The 21,141-nt window shown below is 72.7% G+C and carries 19 protein-coding genes and 1 pseudogene; 14 read left to right on the top strand and 6 right to left on the bottom strand.

Going from position 1 to position 21,141, the window contains the following annotated elements; translation table 11 throughout:
* Window positions 1-3: 3 nt before the first annotated feature.
* Both ASE25_RS01505 and ASE25_RS01500 read left to right on the top strand, forming a co-directional pair.
* Entirely contained in the window at window positions 4-1,971 is a 1,968-nt protein-coding gene (locus ASE25_RS01505; RefSeq protein WP_056822262.1) for an alpha/beta-hydrolase family protein, read from the top strand.
* 68 nt (window positions 1,972-2,039) lie between these two features.
* Window positions 2,040-2,459: a hypothetical protein gene (locus tag ASE25_RS01500; protein ID WP_056822259.1), complete on the top strand. Its 420-nt coding sequence runs from the start codon at window positions 2,040-2,042 to the stop codon at window positions 2,457-2,459.
* Between the two features lie 10 nt (window positions 2,460-2,469).
* On the opposite strand, the gene ASE25_RS01495 is transcribed toward ASE25_RS01500, so the two are convergent.
* A complete protein-coding gene (locus ASE25_RS01495) occupies window positions 2,470-3,030 on the bottom strand; it encodes a TetR/AcrR family transcriptional regulator (protein WP_056822256.1) in 561 nt (186 codons plus the stop codon).
* Between the two features lie 214 nt (window positions 3,031-3,244).
* Here ASE25_RS01495 and ASE25_RS01490 point away from each other — a divergent pair, with 214 nt between their 5' ends.
* Complete coding sequence (locus tag ASE25_RS01490; RefSeq protein ID WP_056822253.1) at window positions 3,245-5,452, top strand: MMPL family transporter; 2,208 nt, start codon at window positions 3,245-3,247, stop codon at window positions 5,450-5,452.
* A gap of 53 nt (window positions 5,453-5,505) precedes the next feature.
* Here ASE25_RS01490 and ASE25_RS01485 read toward each other — a convergent pair whose 3' ends face one another.
* The 3 genes from ASE25_RS01485 to ASE25_RS01475 form a co-directional block, all read right to left on the bottom strand.
* Window positions 5,506-5,847 carry a DUF202 domain-containing protein gene (locus ASE25_RS01485; protein ID WP_056822252.1) on the bottom strand — a complete coding sequence of 114 codons (342 nt, stop codon included), beginning with the start codon at window positions 5,845-5,847 and terminating at the stop codon, window positions 5,506-5,508.
* Window positions 5,844-6,209: a YidH family protein gene (locus ASE25_RS01480; RefSeq protein WP_056771370.1), complete on the bottom strand. Its 366-nt coding sequence runs from the start codon at window positions 6,207-6,209 to the stop codon at window positions 5,844-5,846. Before ASE25_RS01480 ends, ASE25_RS01485 begins: the two co-directional genes overlap by 4 nt.
* A 147-nt stretch (window positions 6,210-6,356) precedes the next feature.
* Window positions 6,357-6,851: an SRPBCC domain-containing protein gene (locus ASE25_RS01475; RefSeq protein ID WP_056822250.1), complete on the bottom strand. Its 495-nt coding sequence runs from the start codon at window positions 6,849-6,851 to the stop codon at window positions 6,357-6,359.
* 114 nt (window positions 6,852-6,965) lie between these two features.
* Here ASE25_RS01475 and ASE25_RS01470 point away from each other — a divergent pair, with 114 nt between their 5' ends.
* The 3 genes and pseudogenes from ASE25_RS01470 to ASE25_RS01460 all read left to right on the top strand — a co-directional run bounded on the left by ASE25_RS01470 (window position 6,966) and on the right by ASE25_RS01460 (window position 9,413).
* Window positions 6,966-7,454 (top strand): helix-turn-helix domain-containing protein, encoded by a 489-nt coding sequence (locus ASE25_RS01470; protein ID WP_056771366.1) that lies wholly within the window; start codon window positions 6,966-6,968, stop codon window positions 7,452-7,454.
* A 240-nt stretch (window positions 7,455-7,694) separates the two neighbouring features.
* Window positions 7,695-8,503 (top strand): annotated as a pseudogene (locus ASE25_RS23735) (SDR family NAD(P)-dependent oxidoreductase).
* 70 nt (window positions 8,504-8,573) lie between these two features.
* Window positions 8,574-9,413 (top strand): aldo/keto reductase, encoded by an 840-nt coding sequence (locus ASE25_RS01460; protein WP_056822247.1) that lies wholly within the window; start codon window positions 8,574-8,576, stop codon window positions 9,411-9,413.
* Between the two features lie 16 nt (window positions 9,414-9,429).
* On the opposite strand, the gene ASE25_RS01455 is transcribed toward ASE25_RS01460, so the two are convergent.
* Entirely contained in the window at window positions 9,430-9,774 is a 345-nt protein-coding gene (locus ASE25_RS01455) for a helix-turn-helix transcriptional regulator (RefSeq protein WP_056822244.1), read from the bottom strand.
* Window positions 9,775-9,904: 130 nt separating this feature from the next.
* Between ASE25_RS01455 and arsB the strand changes: the two genes are divergently transcribed.
* From arsB to ASE25_RS01435, 4 genes are all read left to right on the top strand, one after another.
* Entirely contained in the window at window positions 9,905-11,047 is a 1,143-nt protein-coding gene (arsB, locus tag ASE25_RS01450; RefSeq protein ID WP_056771356.1) for an ACR3 family arsenite efflux transporter, read from the top strand.
* Between the two features lie 30 nt (window positions 11,048-11,077).
* On the top strand, window positions 11,078-12,880 hold the full coding sequence (gene arsA, locus ASE25_RS01445; protein ID WP_056823746.1) for an arsenical pump-driving ATPase: 1,803 nt from the start codon (window positions 11,078-11,080) through the stop codon (window positions 12,878-12,880).
* Window positions 12,881-12,955: 75 nt separating this feature from the next.
* Window positions 12,956-13,372 carry an arsenate reductase ArsC gene (locus ASE25_RS01440; RefSeq protein ID WP_056771353.1) on the top strand — a complete coding sequence of 139 codons (417 nt, stop codon included), beginning with the start codon at window positions 12,956-12,958 and terminating at the stop codon, window positions 13,370-13,372.
* An 83-nt stretch (window positions 13,373-13,455) separates the two neighbouring features.
* Entirely contained in the window at window positions 13,456-13,989 is a 534-nt protein-coding gene (locus ASE25_RS01435; RefSeq protein WP_056822242.1) for a DinB family protein, read from the top strand.
* 46 nt (window positions 13,990-14,035) lie between these two features.
* On the opposite strand, the gene ASE25_RS01430 is transcribed toward ASE25_RS01435, so the two are convergent.
* Window positions 14,036-14,389, bottom strand: a complete 354-nt coding sequence (locus ASE25_RS01430; RefSeq protein WP_056771345.1) for a helix-turn-helix transcriptional regulator — start codon at window positions 14,387-14,389, stop codon at window positions 14,036-14,038.
* Between the two features lie 123 nt (window positions 14,390-14,512).
* On the opposite strand from ASE25_RS01430, the gene ASE25_RS01425 reads away from it, so the two are divergent.
* From ASE25_RS01425 to ASE25_RS01410, 4 genes are all read left to right on the top strand, one after another.
* On the top strand, window positions 14,513-15,952 hold the full coding sequence (locus ASE25_RS01425; protein WP_200958940.1) for an FAD-dependent oxidoreductase: 1,440 nt from the start codon (window positions 14,513-14,515) through the stop codon (window positions 15,950-15,952).
* Window positions 15,953-15,987: 35 nt separating this feature from the next.
* Window positions 15,988-17,241: an MFS transporter gene (locus ASE25_RS01420; RefSeq protein WP_235508493.1), complete on the top strand. Its 1,254-nt coding sequence runs from the start codon at window positions 15,988-15,990 to the stop codon at window positions 17,239-17,241.
* Between the two features lie 512 nt (window positions 17,242-17,753).
* Window positions 17,754-20,783, top strand: a complete 3,030-nt coding sequence (locus ASE25_RS01415) for a LuxR C-terminal-related transcriptional regulator (protein WP_056822237.1) — start codon at window positions 17,754-17,756, stop codon at window positions 20,781-20,783.
* A 110-nt stretch (window positions 20,784-20,893) separates the two neighbouring features.
* On the top strand, window positions 20,894-21,100 hold the full coding sequence (locus ASE25_RS01410; protein WP_056771338.1) for a hypothetical protein: 207 nt from the start codon (window positions 20,894-20,896) through the stop codon (window positions 21,098-21,100).
* Window positions 21,101-21,141 lie beyond the last annotated feature (41 nt).

Genomic DNA, 21,141 nt, shown 5'->3' with positions numbered 1-21,141 from the left:
CTCATGGAGCAGTCGGACTTCGTCCACACCGGGCAGAAGGTCGGCCTCGTCATGGCCTCCTTCGTCACCCCGTCGACGCTCGCGCCGTCGCTGTCGAAGCGCTCCTGGCAGGACCAGGGGATCATCACCGGCTTGTCGACGGGCGCCCACTACCTCGTCGCGCTCTCCTCCCAGGACGTCATCGACGTCGTGGCGAGCGCCGCAGCCACGTGGGCCGTCTTCCCGGACAGCTGGTCCGTCGAACGCCGCCGGTCGGCGGCAGCCCTCGGGTGCGAGCTGGTCATGGCGCCGCTGGGACTCGGTCTCGCGGCGTATCTCGACCGGCGCGGCGTCGCGACGGCGAGGGACGGCCTCCTGCGGCAGGGCGCCTGGCGGATGGGCGCCACGGGCCTGTGCGGATCGGTGCTCATCGGGGCGACGGCCGGGGTGCGTCGGCTCGACCGTGCCGTCGGTGCCGACGGGCGCCTCGCGGCCCTCCCGCTGTCGATCCCCGTGGGTCTGGCCACGTCGGCCCTCATCGAGCGCGTCCAGCGCGAGTCCGGCTCGGAGGCCGGACTCGACACCGCGGACGACGTGCCCACCCTCCGGGGGCTCGCAGCCGGCGGCGGGGTCCTCGCGGTGCTCTACGGCGCAGGCTGGGTCGAGCGGTGGACCGCCGAGCAGGTGCGCCGGCTCGCCCCGGGGCAGACACCGGGCGCCGGGCTCGCCTGGCAGCTCGTCTCGCACGCCGCCTTCATGGCCGGCGCCGGCATCGCCGTCAGCGCCCTCTGGACGCGCGTCATGCAGCGGATCGAGGCCGTGACGACGACGGTGGACCCGTGGATGCAGGCGGCACCGGGCGTCTGGACCGACCCGATGACGAGCGGTGACCCGGCGAGCCTCGTGTCGTGGGAGTCCTTGGGGCGGGAGGGCCGCCGGCACGCCGTCACCTATGTGCGCCCCGCACCCGTCGCGCACCCGCTGGCGCTCCCGGACGGCAGGACCCCGCCGGACCTGTCGATCGCGACGGTGATGGGCGAGCCCGCCCGCGCGCACCCCGTGCAGGTCTTCGTCGGCCTCGACAGTGCGGCGACCCCGACCGAGCGCGTCGAGCTCGCGATCGCCGAGATGGACCGCACCGACGCCTGGTCGCGCTCGCTGCTCATGCTCGTGTCACCCACCGGGACGGGCTACGTCAACTACGTCGCGATCGCCGCCGCCCAGTACCTCACCCGCGGCGACGTCGCGAGCGTCACGATGCAGTACTCCAAGCGCCCGTCGCCGCTGTCGCTCGGCAAGGTCCGCGACGCGCGCGAGCAGAACCGGTTGCTGTGGTTGCACATCCTCCAGCGAGTGCGGGCCATGGCCCCGGACGAGCGGCCCGAGGTCGTGCTCTTCGGCGAGTCGCTCGGTGCGCACACGAGCCAGGACGTGCTGCTCGGCTGGGGGACCCTGGGGCCCCAGGCGCTCGGCATCGACCGGGCCCTGTGGATCGGCACCCCGGGGGGCAGCAAGTGGATGCACGAGGTCACCGGGGCGCCGCGCCCTGACGTCGACGCGAGCCTCGTCACCGTCGTCAACGACCACGAGCAGCTCGTCGCCCTCGGACAGGAGACCCGGGACCGGCTGCGCTACGTGCTGCTCAGCCACGACAACGACGGCGTGACGAAGTTCGGCCCCGACCTGCTCAACCGCAGACCCGCCTGGCTGGGACCCGACCGACCGCGCCGCGAGGACGTGCCGCTGCGGTCGCCACGCGGCATACCCGCGGGGATGCGGTGGCGTCCCGTGACGACCTTCTTCCAGACGCTCATCGACATGAAGAACGCGCAGGTGCCGGGCTCCTTCAGGGCCTGGGCCCACGACTACCGGGCCGACCTGCCTGAGTTCATCCGCGACGTCTACGACCTCGAGTGCACGGACGAGCAGATGCAGGCCATCCAGGACGCGGTGCGTGTGCGCGAGGAGCTGCGCGAGGGGGTCTTCGCCTGAGCGGCCCTCAGCACCAGCAGCATCCGCCCGATCCTGACCGCGAGAAAGCAATCTGAACGGAGGACGCCATGGCAGGCGCCAGTCCCACCGCCCCCACCCGCCGTGCCCGCACGCTCTGGGCCGCCGGCGCGAGCACCTTCGCCGCGACGATCATGCTCGTCGTGGGCCTGTTCCAGTTCGTCGAGGGGCTCGTCGCCGTCGTCAACGGCCCCGAGTTCTACGTCAGCACGCCGAGCTACGTCTTCACCTTCAACGCGACCGCGTGGGGCTGGTTCCACATGGTCATCGGCCTGGCGGCGGCCGTCGCGGGCGGCTTCATCTTCACCGGCAACCTGCTGGCCCGGTCGGTCGGCGTCGCGCTCGCGGTGCTGTCGGCACTCGCGAACTTCCTGTGGTTGCCGCACTACCCGCTCTGGGGGATCATCATCATCGCCCTCGACGTGCTCGTCATCTGGGGCCTGACCGCGGTCGACCTCAGCGACCTCTGAGCCGCCGGCCTCAGTCGTGGGGAAGCATCGCCGGGCCGAGTCGGAGCAGCTCGGTGCGCAGCGTCTCGTCGTCGACGTCGGCGAGCATCGGGTCGATCCCGGCCTGGGCGACGCCGGCCCCGACGACGGAGACGGCGATCCGCCGGCGCAGGTCGGGCGAGGGCCCGAGCAGCAGGGAGGTCAGCCGTCCGATGAGCGAGTTGAGGTCGTCGTGGCCGGCCATGATGCGCTCGACCTCGGGGTCGCGCATCAGTGCGGCGACGACCTGGCGGTGGCCGATCATGAGGTCGACGAGCCCCCGCAGCGCTGCGGTCGCGGCCGCGTCGGGGGTGGCCTCCGCCTCCGCGGCCGAGACGAAGGCCGTCATGTCGACGAGCGCCTCCTCGAGGACGGCCAGGACGATGTCCTCCTTGGCGTGGAACTGGTAGTAGACGGCCGCCTTGGTGACCCCGAGGTGGTCGGCGATCATCTGCAACGACGTCCCGGTGACGCCGTGCTCGGCGAAGAGCTCGACGGCAGCCTCGATGACGCGCCGGCGGCCGTGGCCGCGCGGGGCCTGGGGTCGCGCCATGGTCGCCTCCTCGTCGGTCGTCCACGCGGGTGTCGTAGGCCGTCGGCTGCGGGGTCGCGGTCGGCGTCGCGTCGACGGGTGTGGCGTGGTGGGCGTCACCCTAGCGGAGCTAGCCGATCGGCTTGTCATCGAGTTAGCCGAACGGTTAACTTGAGCAACGCTGGTCAGTGACGCCCGGCACCGAAGCACCTCGAGACCCTTTGGAGTCACCCCGATGGCCACCCTGCTCTACCGGATCGGACGTTTCGCGTTCGGTCGTCGCGGCGTCGTCACGTCCGCCTGGTTCGTCCTGCTCGCCGTGCTCGCCGGTGTGCTGCTGACCCTCGGCAGCGCCCCGACCTCGAGCGTCACGATCCCCGGCACGGAGTCCCAGCGGGCGCTCGAGGCGCTGGCCAAGGAGTTCCCACAGGCGAGCGGGGCCTCGGGCACCGTCGTCGTCCGGGCACCCGATGGCCAGACCGTCGTCGCCCCGGCCGGCAAGGCGGTCGTCGACGACGTCGTCGGGCGGGCCGGAAAGGTCCCGGGAGTCGTCGGTGCCCTGAGCCCCTTCGACACCAAGGCGCTCAGCCCGGACGGCCGCTACGGCCTCGTCACAGTCCAGTTCGACCGGACGGCCGACGAGCTGACCGCCGAGCAGCGCTCTGCCTATGAGGCGCTCGGCGACGGCGCCCCGAGCGGCTGGGCCGTGGCCGCCGGCGGGGAGCCCTTGCTCGCGACGCCCGAGATCGGCTCGACCGAGGGCATCGGCGTCCTCGTCGCGCTCGTCGTGCTCGTCGTCACCTTCGGCTCGCTCGTCGCGGCGGGCATGACGATGGTCAACGCGCTCATCGGGGTGGGCGTCGGCATGATCGGGCTGCTCATCGTCGGACATGCCGTCGAGCTCTCGAGCGTGACCCCGGTGCTCGCCCTCATGCTCGGTCTCGCGGTCGGCATCGACTACTCGCTCTTCATCACCTCGCGCTACCGGCACAACCTCGCCCTCGGCCTCGAGCGGCAGGAGGCGGCCGCGCGTGCCGTCGGCACCGCCGGCACCGCCGTCGTCTTCGCCGGTCTGACCGTCATCATCGCCCTCGCGGGCCTGTCGGTCGTCGGCATCCCGTTCCTCACCGCGATGGGCCTCGCCGCGGCCGGGACCGTGCTCGTCGCCGTCCTCGTGGCCGTGACGCTGCTGCCCGCGCTGCTCGGCTTCGCGGGCGACCGGGTGCTCTCGCGCCGGCAGCGCCGGGCCGACGCCGCCGGCACGGACCTCGACGAGAGGGCCGGCAACCGCGGCTTAGCCTGGGGACGCTTCACGGTCCGCCACCGTGTGCCGGTGCTCGTCGCGGGCGTCGTGCTCCTCGGCGCGATCGCCCTCCCGGCCGCCAGCATGCGCCTCGCCCTGCCCGACGACGGCACCGCGCCCGTCACGAGCAGCAAGCGCGTGGCGTACGACCTCATCTCCGAGGGCTTCGGCGAGGGCTTCAACGGCCGGCTCGTCATGGTCGTCCACGGCGACACCCCGCAGCAGGCCCAGCAGGCCACGGCCGGTGCGGCCAAGGCGGCGACCGGCCTGTCCGACGTGCTCGCCGTGGCGCCCGGGCAGACGAGCGCCGACGGGCGCACGACGATCCTCGCCGTCATCCCGAAGTCCGGCCCCACGGCTGAGGCGACCTTCGACCTCGTCCGCGACCTGCGCTCGGCCCTCGCCGTGACGGCCGGCGCGACCGGAGCCGAGATCTCGGTCACCGGTGTCACGGCGGTCGGCGTCGACGTGTCCGACAAGCTCTCCGCGGCCCTACCCGTCTACCTGCTCGTCGTCGTCGGGCTCGGCTTCGTCCTGCTCATGCTGATGTTCCGGTCGCTGCTCGTGCCGCTGAAGGCGACCCTCGGCTTCCTCCTGACGATCGGCGCCGCGTTCGGGGCGACCGTCGCGATCTTCCAGTGGGGCTGGCTGTCCTCACTCGTGGGGCTCGACACCGCGGGCCCGCTCGTCAGCTTCCTGCCGATCCTGCTCATCGGCATCCTCTTCGGCCTCGCCATGGACTACGAGGTCTTCCTCGTCTCGCGCATGCGCGAGGACTTCGTGCACGGCGAGACCGCGCGCGAGGCGGTCGTCGCTGGCGTGGGCCACGGTGCACGGGTCGTCGTCGCTGCGGCGCTCATCATGATGTCGGTCTTCGCCGGCTTCGTCCTCGTCGAGGACCCGATCATCAAGTCGATGGGCTTCGCCCTGGCCTTCGGTGTCGCGGTCGACGCCTTCGTCGTGCGCCTGTCGCTCGTGCCGGCGGTCATGTCGTTCCTCGGTGACAAGGCGTGGTGGCTGCCGCGGTGGCTCGACCGGGCGATGCCAGACGTCGACATCGAGGGCGAGAAGCTGCGTCCCGCAGGCGGATCCGGTGGCCATGAGGGTGCCGAGCGACCGGCGGTCCAGACCGCTCCCTGACGTCGCCCGACCCCGTATGCCGCGTGTCGGAGGGGACACGGCATGCGGGGTCGTCAGCGGCTCGCGATGACGACGACGAGGACGAGGGCCGCGACCGCGAGGACCCCGGCGACCACGGCGGTCCTCGCCAGGGTCGCCGCGGCGACCGCGCGTCCGTCCGGGTCGTCCCGGGTGCGCACGAGTCGGCTGCCGTCGCGGTAGCGGCGTCGTGCCGTCAGCGCCAGGTCGACGCTCCACGCCAGGCCGAGGAGCGCGACGGCATACCCGAGCGGGCCGAGCTGCGGTGGGAGCACGCGCAGCGCGACGAGCGAGCCGACGGCCACCGAGAGCGCCGTGCGACGCCACGCGAGCGAGGTGCGCTCGGCCTGGAGCCCGGGGTCGGCCGGGGAGGTCACAGCAGCAGGCCGACGACGACGGCGAGCGCGACGAGCCCGAGCAGCAGTGCGATGGGCAGCTTGAGGCCCGACGACGGCAGCGGGGCGAGGCGGCGCATGGCGCGTTCGGTGCGCACCCACGAGAGCCACGCCTGCGCCGTGGCGGCGATCCCGGCGAGGACGAGCAGGAGCGAGATGGTCACCCGGAGCCACTCGGTGAGCGGCACCTGCAGGGCCTCGACGGCGAGCCCGGCCGCGACGAAGGCCAGTCCGGTCCGGATCCAGGCGAGGAAGGTGCGCTCGTTGGCGAGGCTGAAGCGGGGGTCGGGGTCCTCGCCGTGCTCGAAGACGGATCGTGGGAAGCGTCCGCGGTCCTGCGGCATGGGTGGGTCGCCCTCCTCGTCGTCGACAACCCCGCTCGTTAGCCGGGGGTCGCTCCCGATCATCCTCCAGGGGCGACCGGCTCGCCTCCGCCGGCACGCGCGAGCCCGCTCTCGGTGGGGAGCGGGCCGGCGTGTCGTGGGTAGGGCTCAGCGAGGCAGGGGGACCGTGCCGGCGAGCGCGGCCTCGAGCTCGGCCTGCCCCTCGAACGAGTTCGGCCGTCCGGCCCCTGACTCGATGAGCGAGCGCAGGCTGCCGAGGACGTACTGGCCCCAGGCCGTGTGGCACACCTCGTAGCACTCCTGCTCGGGCGAGAGGCCGACGTGCGTGAAGCGGACGAGGGTCCGGCCCTGGACCTCGGAGAGGTCGAAGGTGACCGTCGTGCCGGCCCACTCCTCGGGGTCCTCGGTGAACGAGAGCCACGCGTCGAGCACGAGCCAGCTGACCCTGCGGGCCGGCTCGAGCTCGGTGATCCGGAAGGTCGACCGGTGGATGTCGGGCACGGAGTAGGAGAACTCCGCCCCGAGCCGGTCAGTGGGCCCCTCGATCGTGCCCGACCACCAGGCGCGGACGTCGGTGATCGCAGCGAAGGCCTCCTCGGGACTCTGGTCGACGGTGAACGACAAGGTGAGGTCGGTGCTCATGGTCCTGCTCCCATCCATCGGCGTCGTCATCGGGCGATGACGATCACTTGCATCATGCAAGTGACGATAGAACCAGACGCTTTCATGATGCAAGCACTTCTGTAGGATGGGTGCGTGCTCGGACGGACGTATGACCAGCAGGTGTGCTCCATCGCCCGCGCCCTCGAGGTGGTGGGTGAGCGCTGGAGCCTGCTCATCGTCCGCGACGCGCTCTTCGCCGGCGTGACCCGCTTCGGGGACTTCCAGCACAACCTCGGCATCGCCACCAACGTCCTGGGGGCGCGCCTCGAGGCGTTCGTCGAGGCGGGCATCATGGAGCGCCGTCGCTACTCCGAACGCCCCGAACAGTTCGAGTACGTCCTCACCGACAAGGGGCGGGACCTGGCGCCAGCCCTCGTCGCGCTGACGCGCTGGGGCGACCGCTGGGCCGCGCCCGGCGGCCCGCCGATCCTCTACCGCCACCGCACGTGCGGCGACGCGGTGGCCGAGGTCGTCGTGTGCGCGACGTGCGGTCCCGTCGACGCCGCCGAGATCACGGTGGCGCCGGGCCCCGGTATGCCGCCCGAGTACCTCGCCCAGCGCCGCCCGCGCCCGACCAGCTGAGCGCGGCGGTCGGCATGCTCCTCGTCGGCGCCGTGCTCGCGGCACTCGAGTTCGGGTGTCGGCGCCCGGCTCAGGGGGCCTCCCGCCCCGTCCCGCCCGAGGCCAGGAGGGGGCAGGTGCGTCACAGTTGCCCGCCGAGAGGCGGGGCGCGGAGGAGGATCGAAGGGGACCGGACCGAGGCGCCGCCGGCGGTCGGCCGGGTGAGTGGGCCACCGGCGCGTGGCCGGAGGGGTGAGGGTCATGCAGATCGAGGGAAGGGTCTTCGTCGTGACCGGGGGTGGCGGCGGCATCGGTCGCGAGGTCGTGCTGGGTCTGCTCGCGCGCGATGCGCGCGTCGCGGCCGTCGACCTGCGCGCCGACGGGCTCGCCGAGACCGTGGAAGCGGCCCGGGCCGGTGACCGGCTGAGCACCCACGTCGTCGACGTGACCGACCGTGCCGCCGTCGAGGCGCTCGCGGACGCTGTCGTCGACGAGTACGACCGAGTCGACGGGCTGCTCAACGTCGCCGGCATCATCCAGCCTTTCGTGCCCTTCTCCGAGCTCGACCTCGCCGCGATGGAGAAGGTCATGGCGGTCAACTTCTGGGGCGTCGTCCACACCGTCAAGGCGTTCCTCCGCACCTCGTGACCCGTCCGCAGGCGTGCGTCGTCAACGTCTCGAGCATGGGCGCCTTCGCACCGGTGCCGGGCCAGGCGGTCTACGGCGCGAGCAAGGCCGCCGTCATGCTCCTCACCGAAGGGCTCTGGGCCGAGCAGCGCGGCACGTCGGTGGCCGTGACGTGCGTCTTCCCGGGTGGGGTCGCCACTGACATCAGCGGGCACAGCGGCGTGCCGATGCCGGACGTCGCCTCCGCGGACGAGGACGCCCCGACGTCGATGACGTCACCGGTCGAGGCGGCCCGCCGGATCATCGTCGGCGGGGTCGAGGAGGGGCGCTTCCGCGTCGTCATCGGCAGGGACGCGCGGACGCTCGACCGGCTGACCCGACTCGCCCCCCGGCGCGCCACGGAGCTCGTCGCCAGGAGGATGGCGTCCCTGCTCGACCGCTGACTCCCGACGGACCTCTCCCACCGGTCGGCCGACCCTCGCCCCGGGGCCGCCGAGTGCCTAGGTTGGACCCATGACCCAGGTTCCGACACGCACCCTCGGCGACGGCACGACCCTCCCCGCCACCGGCTTCGGCACGTACCCGCTCACGGGCGAGGACGGCATACGCGCCATCGTGTCGGCGCTCGAGGCCGGCTACCGACTGCTCGACACGGCGGTCAACTACGGCAACGAGGCGGAGGTCGGCGAGGCCATCCGCCGGTCGGGGGTGCCCCGCTACGAGATCGTCGTCCAGACGAAGGTGCCGGGGCGCGACCACGCGTACGACCGTGCCATCGCCTCCGTCGAGGGGTCGCTCGAGCGCCTCGGCCTCGAGCAGGTGGACGTCGCCGTCATCCACTGGCCCAACCCGAGCGTCGGGCTCTACGGCGACGCGTACCGCGCTCTCGTCGAGTGCCGCGAGCGCGGCCTCGTGCGGTCCGTCGGTGTCAGCAACTTCACCGAGCAGCACCTCGCCGACGTCATCGAGGCGACGGGTGTCACGCCGGTGCTCAACCAGGTCGAGCTGCACCCGCTCTTCCCGCAGGAGCGTCTGCGGGCGGTCCACGAGCGGCTCGGGATCGTCACCGAGGCGTGGAGCCCGCTCGGCAAGCGAAACGCCCCCTTCGGCGCCGACCCGGTGGCTGCCGCCGCGGAGGCGCACGGCGTCACCCCGGCCCAGGCGATCCTGCGCTGGCACGTGCAGCTCGGCGTCGTGCCGCTGCCGAAGTCGTCGGACGCCGAGCGGCAGCGCGCCAACCTCGACGTCTTCGGCTTCGAGCTGTCCCAGGCCGAGGTCACCGCGATCTCGGCACTCGCGCGCGCGGACGGGCGCCTCTTCGGGGGCGACCCGGACACGCACGAGGAGATGTGACGCTCGACCCGTCGCGCTAGGCCAGGAAGCCGCGCACGGCAGCGAGCTGCTCGACGTCGAGCCGGAACCATGCCCAGCTGCCCCGGCGCTCGCGGGTGAGGATGCCTGCGTCGACGAGGGTCTTGAGGTGGTGGCTGACCGTCGGCTGGGAGACCTGCACGGCCTCGGTCATGTCGCACACGCAGGCCTCGCGCCCGGGGGCGGCGCTGATGATGCTGAGCAGCTGGAGGCGCACGGGGTCGGCGAGGGCCTTGAGCAGCGCGGCCCGGTGGTCGGCCTCCGCGCGGTCGAGGACGTCGACGGGGGAGGTGCCACAGGCGGAGACCTCCTGGGGGGTCGTGCTCAACGTGGTCACGCTCACGGGTTCACCTTCCGTTCACCGACATCGACGATGGTCCATATTGACACATGCCGATGCGGCTGCCAACGTTGAGGGATCGACCGTGGTCGATGCAGGCCAGCGACCACAACCCAGCGTTCGAAGGACACCGGTGACCGACCCGACCAGCCCCTCTGCACGCCTGGCATCCTCCGCGCACGATCCGGTCGCCGCACGGCTCTCGACCCTCGACCGGTTCCTGCCGGTGTGGATCGGGCTGGCCATGGTGGCCGGCCTGCTGCTCGGGCGTCTCGTGCCCGGGCTCGGCGACGGCCTGGCGCGCGTGGAGGTCGACGGCGTCTCGCTGCCCATCGCCCTCGGTCTGCTCGTGATGATGTATCCCGTGCTCGCCAAGGTCCGCTACGACCGGCTCGACTCGGTGACCGGCGACACGCGCCTCCTGCTCAGCTCGCTGTTGCTCAACTGGGTCCTCGGGCCGGCCCTGATGTTCGCCCTGGCGTGGATCTTCCTGCCCGACCTGCCTGCCTACCGCACCGGCCTGATCATCGTCGGCCTCGCTCGTTGCATCGCCATGGTCATCATCTGGAACGACCTCGCGTGCGGGGACCGGGAGGCGGCCGCGGTGCTCGTGGCGATCAACTCCGTCTTCCAGGTCGTCGCCTTCGCCGGGCTCGGGTGGTTCTACCTCTCCGTCCTGCCCGGGTGGCTCGGCCTCGAGCAGACCGGCATCGACGCGTCGACGTGGGACATCGCCCGGTCCGTGCTCATCTTCCTCGGCATCCCGCTGCTGGCCGGTTTCCTGTCCCGCCGCATCGGGGAGAAGCGTCGCGGGCGGGACTGGTACGAGACGAAGTTCATCCCGAGGGTCGCTCCCTGGGCGCTGTACGGCCTGCTCTTCACGATCGTCATCCTCTTCGCGCTGCAGGGTGAGGCCATCACCTCACAGCCGCTCGACGTCGTGCGCATCGCGCTCCCGCTGCTCGTCTACTTCGCCGTCATGTGGGGCGGCGGGTTCGGGCTCGGAGCGGGTCTCGGACTCGGCTACGAGCGCACGGCGACCCTCGCTTTCACGGCGGCGGGCAACAACTTCGAGCTCGCGATCGCGGTGGCCATCGCCACCTTCGGCGCGGCCTCCGGACAGGCTCTCGCCGGCGTCGTCGGTCCCCTCATCGAGGTGCCGGCCCTCGTCGCGCTCGTCTACGTGAGCCTGGCGCTGCGCAAGCGCTTCACCGCTCGACCCGGTGGTCCCTCCGTGCCGCTCGAGGCGCAGGCTGCCGGGTCCCGCCGTGCCTGACCTCCGGGGCCAGGAGCCGGCACCGTGCTGATGCCTCGCGTGCCGTTCCTCGAGGACCTGCCGCGGTTCCTCTTCTTCACCGGCAAGGGCGGCGTCGGCAAGACCTCGCTGGCCTGCGCGACCGCGGTACGCCTCGCGGAGCAGGGCCGCCGGGTCCTGTTGACGAGCACCGACCCTGCCTCGAACGTCGGGCAGGTCTTCGGGGTCAGCGTCGGCAACACCATCACGCCGGTGCCGACCGTCCCCGGCCTCGATGCCCTCGAGATCGACCCGCAGCAGGCAGCTGACGCCTACCGTGCCACGATCATCGACCCGGTCCGCGACCTCCTGCCGGCGGCGGAGGTCTCTGCGATGACGGAGCAGCTGTCCGGGGCGTGCACGACGGAGATCGCCTCCTTCAACGAGTTCACGTCGCTGCTGGCCGACGAGACCACGACGGCGGCCTACGACCACGTCCTGTTCGACACCGCGCCGACGGGCCACACCGTCCGCCTGCTCCAGCTGCCGGGGGAGTGGACCACCTACCTCTCCGACGGCAAGGGCGACGTGTCGTGCCTCGGGCCGGTGGCGGGCCTTGACCGGCTGCGTCACGACTACGCGGGCGCCCTGGCCGCGCTGACGGACCCGACGCGTACCCGCCTCGTCCTCGTCACCCGACCGCAAGGGTCCTCGCTCCGTGAGGCCGCGAGGACGTACGGCGAGCTGCGCGAGCTGGGCATGACGAACGCCCACCTCGTCGTCAACGGCGTCCTGCCGGCGTATGCCGTCACGAGCACGCCCGGGGACGAGCTGGCCCACGCGGTCGGCGCGCGTGAGGACGCCGCCCTCGACGCCGTCCCCGGGGTCCTGGCCGCCCTGCCCCGGACCACCCTGCCCCTGCTGGCCGTCAACACCGTCGGCGTGCCCGCCCTCCGGGCGCTGCTCGGGCCGGAGGTGCCGTCGCTCCCGGAACCTGCCACCGAGATCGCCATGCTCCCAGACGGATTCACGGATCTGCGTGATCTCGTCGACGAGCTGGAGGCCGGCGGGCACGGGCTCGTCATGTGCATGGGCAAGGGCGGGGTCGGCAAGACCACGGTCGCTGCGGCCATCGCCCTCGAGCTCGCCTCCCGAGGCCACGAGACGCTGCTCACGACCACCGACCCGGCGGCACACCTGAACGAGACCCTGCAGGCCGAGGCCCCGCGCCTCACCGTCGAGCGCATCGACCCCCAGGTGGCGATCGAGGGGTACCGCGAGCGGGTCATGGCCGGCAAGGGCAAGGCTCTGGACGACGCCGGCCGGGCCGTCCTCGCCGAGGACCTCAAGTCGCCGTGCACCGACGAGGTCGCCGTCTTCCAGCAGTTCTCCCACGTCGTCTTCCGGGCCCGGAAGCAGTTCGTCGTTCTCGACACGGCGCCGACCGGGCACACCCTGCTCCTGCTCGACGCGACCGGCTCCTACCACCGCGAGATCACCCGGCAGATGAGCGAGGGTGCACACTTCGTGACCCCGCTCATGCGGCTGCAGGACCCGGCGCAGACCAAGGTCGTCATCGTCACCCTTCCGGAGACGACCCCCGTCCTCGAGGCCGAGGAGCTGCAGGGCGACCTCGCCCGGGCCGGCATCACGCCGTGGGCGTGGGTCGTCAACGGCAGCCTGACCGCAGCAGCGCCGAGCTCGCCGTTCCTGCGGGCCCGCGCCCACGCCGAAGCGGAGCCGCTGACCCGCGTGAGGGGGCTCTGCCGTCGCGTGGCCGTCCTGCCGCTGCTCGCCCGCGAACCCGTCGGCGCCGCAGCGCTGTCCGAGCTCACCCGTCCCCTCACGGAAGGCATTTCGGTCGATGCGTTCTGACACTCGGGCCGCGTCGCCCGGCTGCTGCGCGACCTCGGAAGCCGACCCTCCCCAACCATCGACCCAGGAGCACCCGTGACCGACAAGCCCTCCGTCCTCTTCGTCTGCATCCACAACGCCGGCCGCTCCCAGATGGCCGCCGCCTACCTCGCCCACCTCTCCGGCGGCGCCGTCGAGGTGCGCTCCGCCGGATCTGCGCCCGCCGACGAGGTCAACCCCTCCGCCGTCGCCGCCATGGCGGAGGAGGGCATCGACATCACCGCCGAGACCCCCAAGATCCTCACGACCGAGGCGGTCAAGGAGTCCGACGTCGTCATCACCATGGGGTGCGGCGACACGTGCCCGATCTTCCCCGGCAAGCGCTACGAGGACTGGGAGCTCGCCGACCCGGCGGGCCAGGGCGTCGAGGCGGTGCGCCCGATCCGCGACGAGATCAGGCAGCGCATCCTCGGCCTGCTCGAGTCGCTCGACGTCCCCGCCGCCAACGCCTGACGCCTCTCGCATCCCACTGATCGGGGTGCCGTGCATCGGGGGGATTCCGCCGCCCGGCGGCGATCGTCGCGGGACACTGGGGCATGGCCACCGTGGCGTCCGTCGATCGGCAACGCCTCCACGATGATCTGGAGAGAGTCCGCGCCGACCTACACCAGATCGTCGCCGCCGCGGGCGCCCGGGAGCTCCGACGGCGCAGCAACGGAACCCGTTGGACCAACGGGCAGCTGTTGTGGCACATGGTCTTCGGGTTCCTCATCGTGTCCAGGCTGCTCCCGCTGGTCAGGCTTTTCGGGCGGCTGCCGGACGGCTTGAGCCGGGCCTTCGCAGCGGTGCTCGACGCGGGGACCCGACCGTTCCACTCCGTCAACTACCTCGGGTCCGTCGGTGGCGCGCTCGTCTTCCGCGGCCCACGGCTGACCCGCCGGCTCGACCACACCATCGCGCGGCTGCACCGCCGGCTCGACGCCGAGTCAGCCGAAGCGCTCGGCAGGCGGATGCACTTCCCGCTCGGATGGGATCCCTTCTTCCGGGACACGATGACGCTGGCCGACGTGTACGCGTACGGCATGCAGCACTTCGACTTCCACCGGAAGCAGCTCACGATCGACGGGTAGCGGTGCCCCAGCGCGACAGCAGGGTCATCGTGCGCCCCGGGTCGGATCAGGTGCTGACCGGTGAGAGCAGGTCCGACATGACCCTGAGCGCCGACGGGGCCAGGCGGTAGTAGACCCAGCTGCCCCGTCGTTCTGACTCGAGCAGGCCCGCCTCGCGCAGCTTCTTGAGGTGGTGCGACACCGTCGGCTGGGAGACGCCGACATCCTGGATGTCGCAGACGCAGGCCTCGCCGCCCTCGGCCGAGGCGACGTTGGAGAAGAGCCTCAGACGCACCGGGTCGCCCAGGGCCTTGAACATCGCAGCCACGCGCTCCGCATCCGACTCTCCGATCGGGGAACGGGTCAGCGGCGCGCAGCAGGGTGTCGCGGTGACGTCGAGGACGGGCAGCGGATTTGACATGCGTCTATGTTGACATCTGTCTATGCCGGTTGCAAGATGGGCGATGTCGACATCGACAACCATCGAAACAGCGTGGGGTCCCGCTCAGCCCGGGACGTCACCGACCGAACCGGAGGCCGTCCCGTGACCAGCACCCCCCAGGCACCCACCGACACCGCCGGCGCGTCGTCCCCGGTCGGCGCGACGGTCGCCGTCATCGGCGCCGGCCCGATCGGTCTGGCCGCCGCGGCGCACCTTCTCGAGCGAGCGCTCGAGCCGGTCGTGTTCGAGCGCGGAGACCGCGCGGGCGCCTCGGTGGCGTCATGGGGTCACGTGCGGCTCTTCTCCCGCTGGTCCGAGCTCATCGACCCCGCCGCCCGGCGACTGCTGTCCGGCCGGGGCTGGGCCGAGCCCGACGCGAACCACTATCCGACCGGCGCCGAGTGGGCCGAGGAGTACCTCCGACCGCTGGCCGAGGCCGTCGGCGACTGCGTCCACTACGAGACCACGGTGACCGGAGTCGCCCGGCAGGGTCGGGACCGGGTCGTCGACTCCGGTCGCGAGGACCAGCCGTTCACGGTCCACGTGCGTCACGAAGACGGGCGCACGGGTCGGGTCACGGCCGGCGCCGTCGTCGATGCCTCCGGTACGTGGACGAGCCCCAACCCGCTCGGCAGCGATGGCTACCCGGCAGACGGGGAGCACGAGCCCGCCGTCGCAGCTCGCGTCTCCTACCGTGTCCCCGACGTCAGCACCGCAGACGACGTGGCGCGTTTCGGGGGACGGCGCACGGCTGTCGTCGGGTCGGGCCACTCCGCCCTGACGGCGCTGGTCGCCCTGGCCACGCTCGCCGAGAAGGCGCCGGGGACGACGGCCGTCTGGGTCCTGCGCCGAGGGGCCGTCGGCAGCGCCTACGGCGGCGGGGACGCGGACCAGCTGCCGGCTCGAGGCGCCCTCGGCCTGCGCGCGCGCGACGCTGTCGCGGCCGGGCACGTCGAGGTCGTCACCGGCTTCCGGACGCTGGCGGTCGAGCACGGCGCCGGCGGTGCCTTGGCGCTGGTCAGCGAGGACGGGCGCCGCGTCGACGGCCTCGACGAGGTCGTCGGACTCACCGGGTTCCGTCCGGACCACTCGATCATGTCCGAGCTGCGCCTGCGCCTGGACGACCGGCTCGAGGCGCCACTCGGACTCGCGCCGCTCATCGACCCCAACGTCCACTCGTGCGGCACCGTCTACCCGCACGGTGCCGGTGAGCTGGCCCATGACGAGCAGGGGGTCTACGTCGTCGGGATGAAGGCGTACGGCCGTGCGCCGACGTTCCTGGCGCTCACCGGTTACGAGCAGGTCCGATCCGTGGTGGCTGCGCTGGCCGGTGATCACGAGGCGGCCTCCCGGGTCGAGCTGGCGCTCCCGGAGACCGGGGTGTGTGGCGGGGCGGGGCTGTTCGACGAGCCGGCCGCCACCACGGCAGGCGCCGACGGCGAGGAAGCAGTCGGCGGCTGCTGCGCCCCGGCTGTACCGCAGCTCGTCCAGATCGGCGCCCCGTCGGGCAGCGGGGGAGCGTGCGGACCCACCGGATGCTGAAGCCTCTCGCCGGCCACGGCGTCGAGGTGAGCGCGGTGAACGCGGTGAACGCGGTGAGCGCGGTGTCGTTGGGGGCCCACCCCGACGTCACCGTCCACGTCGCCACGCCATCTGGCCTTCCGCACCGCCCCCGCTGGGCGCTCCCGGCTCTGTGCGTCACCCAGATCATCGGCTGGGGCGTGCTCTACTACGCCTTCCCCGTCATGCTGCCCGCCCTCACCCGCGAGACCGGATGGCCCCCCACGACCACGACGGCAGCCTTCTCCGCCGCGCTCGTGGTCTCGGCCCTCGTCGGCCTCCCCGTCGGACGCCTCATCGACGCAGCCGGACCCCGCCGGCTCATGACGGCAGGCTCCGTGCTCGGCGCGGCCGGGTTCGCCGCCATCGCCGTCGCCCCGAACCTGCTCGTGTTCACGGTCGGATGGATGCTGACCGGTGTCGCGATGGCAGCGACCTTCTACCAGCCTGCCTTCGCCGCCCTCACACGCTGGTACGGCCGTGACCGGGTCCGGGCCCTGACCATCCTCACCCTCGCGGGCGGCCTCGCCAGCACCGTGTTCGCGCCGATCACGGCAACGCTCACGGACCACCTCGGGTGGCGCCATGCCACCCTCGTGCTTGCCGGTGTCGTCCTGGTCATCGCTGCACCGCTGCACGCCGTGGGTCTCCGGGGCCCGTGGCCGCCGCACCCTCCCGACCAGACGTCGGAGCAGATCGCCGACGCGGCACCCGGTGCTCGCGCCATCACGACGAGCAGGCGCTTCCTCCAGCTGGCCGTCGCGCTGACCCTGTCCGGCTTCGCGATGTATGCCGTCGTGTTCGGGCTCATCCCGCTGCTCACCGAACGCGGCGCCTCCACGTCCCAGGCCGCGTGGGCGCTCGGTCTCGGAGGCCTCGGCCAGACCATGGGCCGCCTGCTCTACACGACTCTTGCAGCACGGACCAGCGCCCGGACGCGCACCGCAGTCCTCGTCCTCGCCGGGGGCGTGACGACCGCGCTCCTCGCATCCCTCGCCGGGCCGATCTGGCTCGTCACCATCGTGGCGATGGGCGCCGGAATGGTCCGCGGCAACCTCACCCTCCTGCAGGCGACCGCCGTCACGGACCGCTGGGGCACCCACGCCTACGGACGTCTGACCGCGACCCTGGCCGCCCCCGTCACCATCGCCGGGGCGCTGGCTCCGTGGGTCGGAGCCGCCCTCGCCGGACCGCTCGGAGGGTATGCCGCCCTCTTCTGGCTGATGGCTGCGGTCTCAGCCGTCGCGGCGGGTGTCGCCGTGACGGCGTGACCGACGCCTCGACCGTGACGACGGCACGTCAGTCGCGCGGCTCGTCGTCGTCGTCCCAGTGACACGTGCACGAGCACGTGTGGTCCACCGTTCCGTTCGCCGGGCACCTCTTGTGCCAGCCGTTCTCGCACTCCGCACTCATGGACATCGGCTCACCCCTCTGCGAGGTCTCCACTCTGCACCGGCCGGCCCCCGGGGGCAGTTTACGCCCGGTGGGTGCGTCCCGGCCGCACGGCCCGGCAGCCGGTGGTCAACCGGTGGACGCACCCCCCGACCAAACGCCTGAATCCTGAACGACGGCTGTGGGCAGGGGTACGGTGAAACCGGGCCGAGCGGCCGGTCACCGCGGTAGCCGGCGGTCGAGCGGTCGGCCCGAACGTGTCGCAGGCGTGACCCCTCACGAAAGTGCACCGTGATGACCCTCCCAGCACGTCCTCCCTCCCACCGACAGGCCGCCGACCCCCCGGAGACCTCCGGGCGACCTCCAGCGTCCTCCGGCCAGGGCTGACGCCGTGCACTCGGGGACTGCGCGCACGACCGACGGCCACATCGACGGGCGCGGCTCCGCCGCCCTCCGGCGCTCGCCCAAGCACCGACCGCCCGGCCTCACGGTTCGCACGGTGCGACGTGCCACGATCCCGGCGCCGCTCCCGCTGGACTCGGCGACCGAGCGTGCCAGCGGCACGGTCGTGCTCGTCGCCGGCTCCGTCGGCACGGGCAAGACGACGTTGCTCGCCGACTGGTCGGGCGCGTTGGAGCAGCGCGGCGACCTCGTCGGCTGGGCCTCGCTCGACCGTGAGGACAACGACCCCCAGGTCATGGGCGAGACGCTGCTCGGCGCCCTCCGGGCGGCCGTCGGCGCCCACGTCCCTGCAGCCGACGCGGAGACGGTCCCGAGCCGGGTCGGGCAGGCGTTCGTGGCCCGTCTCGTCCAGCTCGCGGGTGAGGCTCCGGCGGACACGTGGCTCGTCCTCGACGACCTGCACCTCGTCCGCGACCCGCGGTGCGTCGAGCTCGTCGAGCTGATCGTCCGCTGGGCCCCGGCGCACCTGCACGTCGTCGTCGGCACGCGTGCCGACCCGGGACTGCACCTGGCCCGCCTGCGCCTCGAGGAGCGACTCCTCGAAGTGCGCGAGCACCGGCTGCGCTTCTCCGTCGACGACACCCGTGAGCTGCTGTCCCGGCACGACGTCGCCCTCGACGACGGCCAGGTGCGCCACCTGCAGGAGCTCACGGAGGGGTGGGCGGCCGGAGTCGCCCTGGCGGCCGTCTCGCTGGCGCGCGGCCGCGACGCCGACGCCTTCCTCCGCGAGTTCGCACGGAGCCACCGCGCGATGTCGGGCTACCTCGTCGAGGAGGTGCTGGCGAGCCTCGACGAGGAGGTGCGTGACTTCCTCGTCTCGACCTCGGTCCTCGAGGACCTCACGCCCGATCTCGCCGCCGCCGTGACCGGGCGCGACGACGCGGGTGCGCTGCTCGAGGCGCTCTCGTCGGACAACGCCATGGTCACCGCCGACCGGGTCGGGCCGCCGACCTATCGCTACCACGTGCTGCTGCGCAGCTACCTCGGCGCGATGCTCGAGTCCCGCAGCCTCCGAGGTGCCCGGGAGGTCCACGCCCGCGCCGCGCGGTGGTATGCCGCCCACGACGTCCCGGGACGGGCGCTGCGTCACGCCGAGGCGGCGGGGGATCTCGACCTCATGAGCGACGTGATCCACCACCACGCGCTCCACCTGCTGCTCGACGGCCGGGCCGCCGACATCGATGCCGCCGTGCGCACGGTCCCGATCGGTGACCCCGTCATGACCGCGGTCGCAGCCCTCGCGAGCCTCGACCTGTCGGACCCGGAGGCCGCCCGGATCCAGCTCGTGTCCCTCGCGACGCAGCCCGACACGTGGCTCGCGGGCGAGGCAGATGGTGCCCAGGCCGACGTCGAGCCGGCGCCCGACGGCACCGGGCACGACGATCCCGGTGCGCTGCCCCTCGAGCGTCTGCTGGCGGTCGGCCTCCGCTGGCTCTCCTTCGTCGGTGACGACGTGGGCCGACGCTCGGTCGCTGACACGGCCGCGCGACTCGGCGCCCAGCCCAGCGGCGACGAGAGGGTCGCCGACGGGCTGGCCGCCGAGCTGTCCTCCACCTTCCGGACGTGGTCGGGCAGCCGGTCCACGCGCGGCCACGTCGTGCCTCCCCTCGACGATCCCGTCGCGAGCCCTCTTGTGGGAGAGAGGCTTTCGGAGCGAAGTCGGCAGATGGGTCGCGTGCCCCATGAGCATGCGCGGGCAGACCTCGACCTGCTCGACGAGCTGACGAGCGGTGGCGTCCTCTTCGGCGCCGGACGTCTCGACGACGCCCGGACGGCCTACGGTGCGGCCCTCGGGACCGCCCGCCGTGCCGGGCACCTGCTGTCCGCCCTTCAGGCCATGGTCGGGCTCGCGTCGGTCGCGGCCGGCAAGGAGGACCTCGTCGAGATGACGGCATGGTCCGAACGCGTGCTCGCCGAGGCGCAAGGCACGCCGTGGGCCCTGTCGCCCCGGCTGCTGCCCGCCCATGTCTTCGCGGCGTGGGGCGCCCATCAGGTCCTCGACATCGCGACCGCGCGGGACCGCAACGTGACCGCCCTCGCGCTGATCGCCGAGGTCTCGTCGATGATGCCCGCGCCCGCGCCCGCGCCCGGGGAGGGGGAGTCCGGTGACGACGCCTACACGACCGCGGCACGCGGCCTCGAGCAGCTGGGTCGGCTCGCGCGGATGCTCGAGGCCGACCTCGATCTCGAGGAGGCCGCGGACGAGCCCGGTGCCCGGCAGGACGTGGTCACCCGGGTCATGGCCGGAGCCAGGGACGTGTCGCGACTGTCGATGACCGCGGACCTCGCCGTGGGCGAGCTGTCCCGGGCGCATCGGATCGTGCTGCTCGCAGGCTTCCCGCGACTCGCCCTCGAGGTCGAGCAGCTGAGCGCCGGGCTGCCCGGGTGCGAGGTCGAGGTCGCCGTCATGTCGGGGGTGCGTCACCTGTGGGACGGCGACGACGCCGCTGCCCGATCGGCGGTCGCGCCCCTGCTCGCGGTCGACCCGGCGGTGCTTCCCCTGCGCGCGGCGGTCACGGCGCACCTCGTCAAGGCGGTGGTGGCCCACCGCAACGCCCAGGCCACCGTCGCGCACGAGGGACTCGTCGTCGCCCTCACCCGAGCCGCTCCCCAGCACGCGCTCCGGACCGTGCTCGAGGTCGCGCCCGAGGTCGCCGAGGTCCTCGCCGTCGGTGCGGGACGGTTCGGCGAGCTCGAGCCGTTCGCCCTCGAGCTGCGCGAGCACTCCCGTCAGGCTCCGGACCTGCGGCCGGAGCCGCTGCTCGACGTCGCCCTCAGCGCCCGCGAGCTGAGCCTGCTGCGCGAGCTGCCATCGCTGCTCACCGTCGCCGAGATCGCCGACGCGCGGGCCGTGAGCCGCAACACCGTCAAGACGCAGATGCGCTCGCTCTTCCAGAAGCTCGGTGTCGGGTCGCGCCGCGACGCGGTGGCCGCAGCGCGCCGCCTCGGGCTCCTCTAGGTCGCCGGCAGGTCGAGGTCACCCGCCCGGGGTGACGCCACGACGCACCCGGACCGGCACGATCGGATCAAGAGCCTTCGGCATCCGGCCCGACCCGCGAAGGGGGCGGCGTGCGCTACGAGTTCATCCTGGCCGAGCAGATCCCCGAGGTCGCCCGCGCGGCCTTCCCGGAGCTCGACGAGTCGACCGTCCAGGTCGGCGCGCTGGGCTCGGTCATGTACGGCGACGTCGTCGACGCGCCGCACCTGCACGGCATCCTCGACCGCTTCCAGGACCTCGGCTTCACGCTCCTCGAGCTGCGGCGACTCCCGGACTAGCGCCGGTGACCCAGGAGCCCGTGGGGGACTCTGCGGTTGGC

This window comes from Terrabacter sp. Root85 (genome assembly GCF_001429185.1).
Taxonomy (GTDB): Bacteria; Actinomycetota; Actinomycetes; order Actinomycetales; family Dermatophilaceae; genus Terrabacter.
The sequence above is the reverse complement of the archived record's forward strand: the minus strand, read 5'-3'. Positions and strand labels throughout refer to the sequence as shown.